This is a genomic window from Enterovirga sp. (genome assembly GCF_028290205.1).
In the GTDB taxonomy this organism is placed as follows: Bacteria; Pseudomonadota; Alphaproteobacteria; order Rhizobiales; family Beijerinckiaceae; genus Enterovirga.
In genome coordinates, this window is the sequence record NZ_JAQGKF010000044.1 from 1 (window position 1) to 8,435 (window position 8,435).

5 protein-coding genes are annotated in these 8,435 nt (G+C 69.7%); 1 reads left to right on the top strand and 4 read right to left on the bottom strand.

The annotated features are described in order from the left end of the window. The 3 genes from JWR86_RS03090 to mscL all read right to left on the bottom strand — a co-directional run. Positions 1-1,345, bottom strand: a 1,345-nt coding sequence (locus JWR86_RS03090; protein WP_299560571.1) for a tetratricopeptide repeat protein, incomplete at its 3' end; no start/stop codon positions are given. Between the two features lie 245 nt (positions 1,346-1,590). After that, positions 1,591-2,784, bottom strand: a complete 1,194-nt coding sequence (locus JWR86_RS03095) for a pyridoxal phosphate-dependent aminotransferase (protein WP_299560573.1) — start codon at positions 2,782-2,784, stop codon at positions 1,591-1,593. Between the two features lie 106 nt (positions 2,785-2,890). Then, entirely contained in the window at positions 2,891-3,346 is a 456-nt protein-coding gene (gene mscL / locus JWR86_RS03100) for a large conductance mechanosensitive channel protein MscL (protein WP_299560575.1), read from the bottom strand. Positions 3,347-3,477: 131 nt separating this feature from the next. Here mscL and JWR86_RS03105 point away from each other — a divergent pair, with 131 nt between their 5' ends. After that, positions 3,478-7,026: a NahK/ErcS family hybrid sensor histidine kinase/response regulator gene (locus tag JWR86_RS03105; protein WP_299560577.1), complete on the top strand. Its 3,549-nt coding sequence runs from the start codon at positions 3,478-3,480 to the stop codon at positions 7,024-7,026. A gap of 21 nt (positions 7,027-7,047) precedes the next feature. Here the strand turns inward: JWR86_RS03105 and JWR86_RS03110 are convergent. Further along, the coding region (locus tag JWR86_RS03110) for an FAD-dependent oxidoreductase (RefSeq protein WP_299560580.1) at positions 7,048-8,435 on the bottom strand (1,388 nt) is incomplete at its 5' end.

The window sequence follows — 8,435 nt, forward strand, 5'->3', positions numbered from 1 at the left end:
GCCCGAAGGCGACGCTCAGGTTGCGGGTGTCGTAATTGCGCAGGCGCGAATTGATCTCGGAATATTGCACCTGCACGGCGAAGCCGGCGAAGTCGTAGATCGGCACGTCGAGCAGCGCGCCGACCCGATACTCGTGATCCCGCCGGCGGACGAGCGGGTCGATGAAGGCGTTGGCCGTGTCGTAATCGTAATGCGCGTAGCCGGCCGTCGGCACGAGCGCCCAACGGCGCGAGCCCCAGGGCCCGGCGAATTCGATCGGCAGACCGACATCCACGGCGAAGGAGTCATAGGAATTGTAATCGAAGCGGCTGCGGGCATCGTTGCGGATGAAAGCGCCCCGCACCTGCCAGCGGAGATCCGCCCCCAGCATGCTGCCCAGCGCCCCCTGCATGAACAGCCCTGAGGCCCACAGGGAGCCGGTCTGCTGGTTGGCGATCGGGTATTCGGCCGAGCGCTCGAAGCGGCGCGAGCGGCCCTCCACGAACGGCTCGACGACGAGCCAGCTCGCGAGCGGGATCGACATGGACACGCCACCGCCGGTCGTCGCCAGATAGCGCTGGTCGCCGAGCGTGACGCCATTGACGAGCCCGTAGGGCCGCACGGAGACGCCGGGCAGGATGTCGGGCGCCAGCGCCAGCCGCGGCCCGGTCTGGACCTCCACGAGACCGATATTGAGCAGGCTGAAGCGGAACTGGCCCGACGCGTAGGCCGCGACGTTGGTTTCCCACACGTCACCGCGCTGGTTCTCGAAATCGTAGACGTGCCGCACGGCCGCGAGCCCGAAGGCGTTCCAGTCCGGCTTGTTCAGGAACTGGCGGCCCAGAATGGCGTCCTGCCCGAAGGCCCGGACGAGCTGGCTCATCGGCCCGGCATTGGCGTTGGTCTGGTGGCGGTAGCCGACCTGCGCGTAGACGCTGAGCTGCTGCACGTTGGTGCGGCGGTCGATCTCCGACAGGAAGCCCGCGACCCGGCTCTGCACCTCGACCGGCGCGTCGCCCCCCGAAACTGCGCCCTGGAAGTAGCTCCGGGCCATCTCGTAGGAGCCGAGCCGGAAATACAGCACGCCCAGTTCGAGCTTCACCCGCGGCAGGTCGGGATTGTAGAAGACGATCCGCTCGAGGGCGCCGATCGCGGCCTCGTAATCGCCCCGGCGCGTCGCCGCCTCGGCGAAGCGGAAGGACAGGTCGAGGTTGGACGGGTCTCGAAGCACCGCCGCGAAGAGCGCGTCGTAGGCGGGATCGACCACCGGGGCGACGGCGGCCCCGAAGCCCGAGGGCTGGGCCGCGGCCGGCGCCGCCGCGAGCGTCAGGGCGAGCCCGGCTCCGAAGGCCAGCCGGCCCAGCATTCCTGCCCAAGTTTTCGCGGACGCCACCATGCCGACCAGGAATCAGGAGGGCGCCCTATGCTGTCAATCGAAAGCAGCCGAGGTGCGACGTTTGCCTCGATGCAGTCGCTTTTCAGCAACGGCGCGCTCTGCCGAAGCAACGGACATTAAACCATGGCGGGAGGCAGAATCGCGCTGCGACTGAACCCGGATAGATTCAGCCGGGTTCGCGGCGGGGTGCCGGGGCTACTCCCAAGATCGCCGCCTCAGCCTTCCCGCCCCGCCGCAAGATCCGGCAGGACTCGCTGGAGACGTGACACCGCCTCGCGCAGTTGAGCCGGGTCGCGCAGGAAGCAGAGCCGCACATGCGCCTCGCCGCCCGTGCCGAAGGCGGAGCCGGGCGCAAGACCAACCGCGGCCCGGTCGACGATCTCGCGCACCACGCGGCCCGTATCGGACCGGCCCTCGAGGCGAAAGAAGGCGTAGAAGGCGCCCGGCGGAGCCGGGAGGTCGACGACGTTCGTGGCCCGCAGCCCCTCGCATACGATGGCGCAGCCGAGCCGGGCGCGCCGGATCTGGTCCAGTGCCAGCTCCTCGCCGTCCTCGATGGCTGTCACGGCGGCCCGCTGCAGGAAGCCCGGCACGCCCGAGGTCGAGTACTGGACGAGGTTCTCGATCACCGGCCGGAGTTCGGCCGGCGCCTCGAGCCAGCCGACGCGCCACCCGGTCATGGCCCAGTTCTTGGAGAAGGTCTGGACGAACATGACGCGGTCGCCGTCCTGCATTACGTCCCGGAACGAAGGCGCGCGGGCGCCCTCTGGACCGTCCAGCACGAAGCGGCCGTAGATCTCGTCCGCGATGACCCAGAGGCCGTGCCGGCGCGCGAGGCCGAGGATGGCGGCGAGTTCCTCGCGGCGGGCCGTCCAGCCGGTCGGGTTGGCCGGCGAATTGATCACGACCGCGCGGGTGCGCGGCGTGACCTGCGCGGCGAGATCCTCGAGATCGAGGTGCCAGCCGGCGGCGTCGGACCGCATCGGCACGGAGACCGGCACCGCCCCGGCCACCGTGACGGCTCCGTCGAAATTCGGCCAGGACGGGGTCGGGATCAGGACCTCGTCGCCGTTTCCGGCCGCCATCCGGACGGCGATCTGGAAGGCGTGCATCCCGCCCACCGTCACGAAGATGCGCTCGGGGTCGGTGCTGCCGCCATAGACGCGGCCGAGATAGCCGGCGATGGCCGTCCTGAGTTCCGGAATGCCGCTCTGGTAGGTGTAGAAGGTCTCGCCGGCCCGCAGCGCGCGCTCCGCCGCCGCCACGATGAAGGCAGGGGTCGGCATGTCACCCTCCCCCACATAGAGCGGGATCAGACCCTCCCGCCCGCGGGCGTAGCTCATCAGGTCGACGATGCCGCTCGCGGGCGCATCGGCGGCTTCCGGCCTGATCTGCGGCCACGCGGTCATGCAACGTTCCTCACGGCCCGCCTTCCGGGCTGAATCCGCCGTAGCTAGCAGACGGAGCCGGCGCGGTCCGCTCAAAGCCGGTGATGGAACCGATGCGTCGCGGTGATCAGCGGGGCACCGAACCGGGCCCGGCCGGCGCCCGCGCCCCACCCTCCTCCCGGGCCAGGATGTCCCGGATCTCGGCCAGGAGCTGCACGTCGGCCGGCACCTCCTTCGGGGTCTCGGCCGGCTTCGCGGCGAGGCGGTTCATGGCCCGGATCACCAGAAACAGCACGAAGGCCACGATCAGGAAATTGATCGCCACCGTGACGAAGCTGCCGTAGCCCAGGACGGCCCCGGCCTTCTTGGCCTCCGCATAGGGCAGGCCCGCCTGCACGGTCGAGGACAGCGGAACGTAGTAGTTCGAGAAATCCAGTCCGCCCGTGACCGCCCCGATCACCGGCATGAACACGTCCCCGACCACCGATTCGACGATCTTGCCGAACGCGGCCCCGATGATCACGCCGACGGCGAGATCGACCACGTTGCCCCGCAGGGCGAAGGTCTTGAATTCCTTGAGCATGTGTCCTCCTGCCCGGGCCAGAGCCGCGGAACCTCCGACCTGGCCGTGGGCGGGTCAAGCCGGCCCGGCCCATGCCGCGCCGGCCCATGCCGGCTTGGCGCCCTAGCGGCGGACGCGATACACAGGTCGGCGTGACAAGCACGCCGCTGCCCTCGAACCTGGCGAGCTGGGGCGTCGTCCTGACGGCGCTTGTCTATCTGTGCCTGCTGTTCGCCATCGCCCATTGGGGGGATTACGCCGGGCACCGGATCATGCGGCGGCGCTACCGTGGCACGATCTACGCGCTCGCCCTCGCGGTCTATTGCACGTCCTGGACGTTCTACGGCTCGGTCGGGCTCGCGACGCGGTCCGGACTCGACTTCCTGGCCATCTATATCGGGCCGATCCTGCTGATCGGGTTCGGCTATCCGCTGGTGATCCGCATCGTGCGGATCGCCAAGGCGCAGAACATCACCTCGATCGCCGATTTCGTGGCCGCCCGCTACGGCAAGAGCGAGAGCGTGGCGGCGCTGGTCTGCATCATCGCGCTGGTCGGCTCCATTCCCTACATCGCCCTGCAGCTGAAGGCGGTCTCCTCCTCGCTGTCCGTGTTCCTGGCCGCGGACGGCTCGCAGATCAGCTTCGACGTGATCGGGTTCGGCGACCTCGCCCTCCTGATCTCGCTCGTGCTGGCCGGGTTTGCAGTCGCCTTCGGGACGCGCCACGCCGACGCCACGGAACACCAGAACGGCCTCGTCCTCGCGATCGCGGTGGAATCCCTGATCAAGCTGATGGCCTTCCTCCTGGTCGGGATCTTCGTGGTCTACGGCCTGTTCGACGGCTTCTCGGACATGGCCAACAGGATGCGGGACTCGGGCCCGATGCACGAGCTGCTGGGGCCGACCTCGGGGGCGACGAGCTATCTCACGCTCATCCTGCTCTCGGCCTGCATGGCGGTGCTGCTGCCGCGGCAATTCCACATGACGGTGGTCGAGAACCGCTCCGTCGAGGACGTGAAGCGCGCGGCGTGGCTGTTCCCGCTCTACCTCATCCTGATCAATCTGTTCGTCCTGCCGCTGGCGCTCGCCGGCACCCACCTGCTGCCGCCGCATGTCGACCGGGACATGACGGTGCTCGCCCTGCCGCTCCAGGCCGGAGCGGATTTCGTCGCGCTCGTCACCTTTGTGGGCGGCCTCTCGGCCGCGACGGCCATGGTCATCATCGACACGGTCGCGGTCTCGATCATGGTGTCCAACCACCTCGTCCTGCCGCTGGTGCTGCGGCGGCGGGCCTTCGCGTCGACGGACGGCTCGGCCGGCGGCGAACTCGGCGGGCTCGGCGTGTTCGTGCTGGTGGTGCGCCGCATCTCCATCGTGGTCGTGACGCTGCTCGGCTACGCCTATTACCGGGTGGCGGGGGAGTACGAGCTCGCCTCGATCGGCCTGCTCTCCTTCGCGGCCGTGGCCCAGATCGCGCCGACTTTCTTCGGCGGCCTGTTCTGGCGCCGCGGCACCGAAGCCGGGGCCATCGCCTCCCTCGTGGTCGGGTTCGCGACCTGGGGCTACACCCTCCTCCTGCCGGTCCTGGTGAACGGCACGAGCTGGGACGGCGCCCTGGTCGACGGTCCTTTCGGGCTGTCCACCCTCAACCCGGTCGCCCTGTTCGGGACAGACTTGCCCCGGCTCACGCACGGGGTGCTGTGGAGCCTCGGCCTCAATCTGTCGGCCTATGTGGCGGTGTCCCTGCTGCGGCCGGCCGGGGCGCTGGAGCGCATCCAGGCGGCGGCCTTCGTGGGCGAGACCGCCATGCCGATCTCGCCCTCCCTCCGCCTGTTCCGGGCCAGCGTGTCCGTGGAGGACCTGAAGGAGGCCGTCGGCCGCTTTCTCGGCCACGACCGGACCCAGCGCTCTTTTGCCGGCTATGCGCGCTCCCGCGGCATCCGGCTGGAAGGCCGCCAGGAGGCGGATATCCACCTCCTGCGCTATGCCGAGCACCTCCTCGCCTCGGCCATCGGGGCGGGATCGTCCCGCCTCGCGCTGTCCTTTGTGCTGCGCCGCCGCAACCTCTCCACCAAGGCCGCGCTCAGGCTGCTGGACGAGGCCTCGGCGGCCATGCAGCACAACCGCGATCTGCTGCAGCACGCGCTGGACCATTCGCAGCAGGGCATCACGGTGTTCGACAAGGACCTGCGGCTGCTCTGCTGGAACCAGGCCTTCGTCGATCTCTACGGCTTTCCGCCCGACCTGATCCGGATCGGCGTGGGTCTGGAGGAAATCCTGCGCATGAACGCCATCCACGGCGCCTATGGACCCGGCACCGTGGACGACCTCGTGGCCCTGCGCATGCACGCCATGATGCATGATGAGGGGCCGAACCGCGTCCGGCTCGCCTCAAACCGCGTCATCTCCATCCGGTCCAACCACCTTCCGGGCGGCGGCTTCATCGCGATCTACACGGACGTGACGGCGGCCGCGGCCGAGGAGGAGGCGCGCGAGCGCGAGCACGAGACCTTGGAGCGCCGCGTGCTGGAGCGCACGGAGGAGCTGACCCGGCTGAACGAGGAACTCACCCGCGCCAAGCGGGAAGCCGACGAGGCCAACGCCTCCAAGACCCGGTTCCTGGCCGCCGCGAGCCACGACATCCTGCAGCCGCTGAACGCGGCCCGCCTCTATGCGAGCTCGCTGATCGAGCGCCTGCCCGACACCGCCGACGCCACGCTCGCCGGCCATATCGACGCCTCGCTCGATGCGGTGGAAGAGATCCTGACCACCCTGCTCGACATCTCGCGGCTCGATTCCGGGGCGCTCACGCCTCAGTTCTCCGCCTGCGCGCTCGACGACATGTTCCGGCAGCTCGCCCGCGAATTCGAACCGGTGGCGCGCGAGAAGCGGGTCGAGCTTCGCTTCGTGAAGACCTCCCTCTCGGTCCGGTCGGACCGCAAGCTGCTCCGTCGCCTTCTCCAGAACCTCGTCTCGAACGGCCTCAAATACACCGTCACCGGGCGGGTGCTGGTCGGGGTGCGGCGGCAGGGCGGGACGGTTCGGCTCGAGGTGCTGGATACGGGCCTCGGCATTCCGCCCGGCCAGCAGGCGGAGGTATTTTTGGAGTTCCGCCGCCTCCCCAACGGGGCCAAGGTGGCCCGGGGCCTCGGCCTCGGCCTGTCGATCGTCGAGCGCATCGCGCGCGCACTCGACGCCGAGATCCGTCTCAGCTCCGAGCCGGGACGCGGCTCGGTGTTCTCCCTCGTCCTCCCGGTGACCCGGCCCGCGGTGATCATTCAGCCGTCGCCGCAGCGCACCGTCGCGGCCTCGCCGCTCGCCGGCCTCACGGTGCTGGCGGTGGACAACGAGCCGGCCGTGCGGGACGGCATGCGGACGCTGCTGTCGGGCTGGGGCTGCGAGGTCCTGACCGCCGCGTCGCTGGAGGACGCGCTGCAGGTCATCGAAACGGCCAGCTCGGCGCCGGAGGTCGTGATCGCCGACTTCCACCTCGACGAGAGCGATGGGGCCCAGGTCATCGCGGCCCTGCGCCAGCGGCTCCGGCCGGACCTGCCGGCCCTGTTGGTCACGGCCGACCGCTCACCCGACCTCGCCGAACAGGCCCGCCGCGACGGCATCGCGGTTCTGAACAAGCCCGTGAAGCCGGCCGCACTGCGGGCCTTTCTGGGTCAGGTCCGGGCGAGCCGCATCGCGGCCGAATAGGCTCCCGTCCGGCGGCCCGGATCAGGCCGCCCGAAGCTGCCGCGCCTCGCCGCCGTAGAAGCTGCCGCCCCGTTCCGCCATCTCGACGAGGCCGGGCGGCGGCGCGAAGCGGGCGCCGTGGCGGGCCGCGAGTGCGCGCGCGATCTCGACAAACCGCCTCGCCCCCATGCGGTCGATGTAGGACAGCGCTCCGCCCGTGAACGGCGCGAAGCCGAAGCCCAGAATGGAGCCGACATCCGCCTCGCGCGGGTCCGTCACCACGCCCTCCTCGAACGTGCGGGCGGCTTCCAGCGCCTGCACGACCAGGAAGCGGTGCTTCAGCTCGGCGATGTCGACCGCGTCGGGCGCGAGCCGCGTCGGCTGGAGGTCGGACAGCCCCGGCCACAGCCGCTTCGAGCCCTGCCCCTTCTCGGGGTAGTCGTAGAAGCCCTTGCCGTTCTTGCGGCCGAGCCGGCCCTGCCGCTCCACCATCGCGGTCAGCAACTGCTCCTGCCCCGCGTCAATGGCCTCCGGGCCGACCTGCGCCTTGGTGGCCTTGAGCACCTTCAGGGCGAGGTCGACCCCGACCTCGTCGTTGAGCGACAGCGGCCCGACCGGCATCCCGGCCATGCGGGCCACGTTCTCGATCATGGCCGGGGGCACGCCCTCGCCCAGCATGAGGTGGCCTTCCAGCAGATAGGCCGTGACGCAGCGGTTGGCGAAGAAGCCGCGGCTGTCATTGACCACGATGGGCGTCTTGCGGATGGCCCGCACATAGTCGAGCGCGGTTGCGAGCGCGCGGTCGCCGGTGCCCTGCCCCATGATGATCTCGACCAGCAGCATCTTCTCGACAGGCGAGAAGAAATGGATGCCGATGAACTGGTCGGGCCGGCCGGAGCTCTTTGCGAGGCCGGAGATCGGCAGGGTGGAGGTGTTGGAGGCGAAGATGCAATCCGGGCGGATGGCCGCCTCGACCTTGCGGATCACCTCGTCCTTGACCTTGGGGTCCTCGAAGACGGCCTCGATGACGAGATCGCATGCGGCGAGCGCGCCGTAATCGGCCGTGGCCGTGATGCGGCCGAGCAGCGCGTCGCGGTCGGCCGATTTGGCCCGACCCTTGTTGATCTGGTCCGTGATGAGCTTGTGCGAGTAGCTCTTGCCCTTGTCGGCCGCCTCCTGGTCGCGGTCGACCAGGATCACGGCGAGCCCCGCCTGCGCGGTGACATAGGCCACACCGGCGCCCATGAAGCCGGCGCCCACGATGCCGACGGTCTTCAGCCCGGTGGGCGGCACGGAGGCCGGGCGCCGGGCGCCCTTTTCGAGCTCGCCCTTGGACAGGAACAGGGTGCGGATCATCGCGGCCGCCTCCGGCGACCGAAGGATCTTGGCGAAGTACCGGCTCTCGACCCTCAGCGCGAGGTCCATCGGGA

Excerpts from the sequence above, each read along its gene's own strand:
- mscL (WP_299560575.1), bottom strand. The coding sequence starts at position 3,346 with ATGCTCAAGGAATTCAAGACCTTCGCCCTGCGGGGCAACGTGGTCGAT.
- JWR86_RS03095 (WP_299560573.1), bottom strand. The coding sequence starts at position 2,784 with ATGACCGCGTGGCCGCAGATCAGGCCGGAAGCCGCCGATGCGCCCGCG.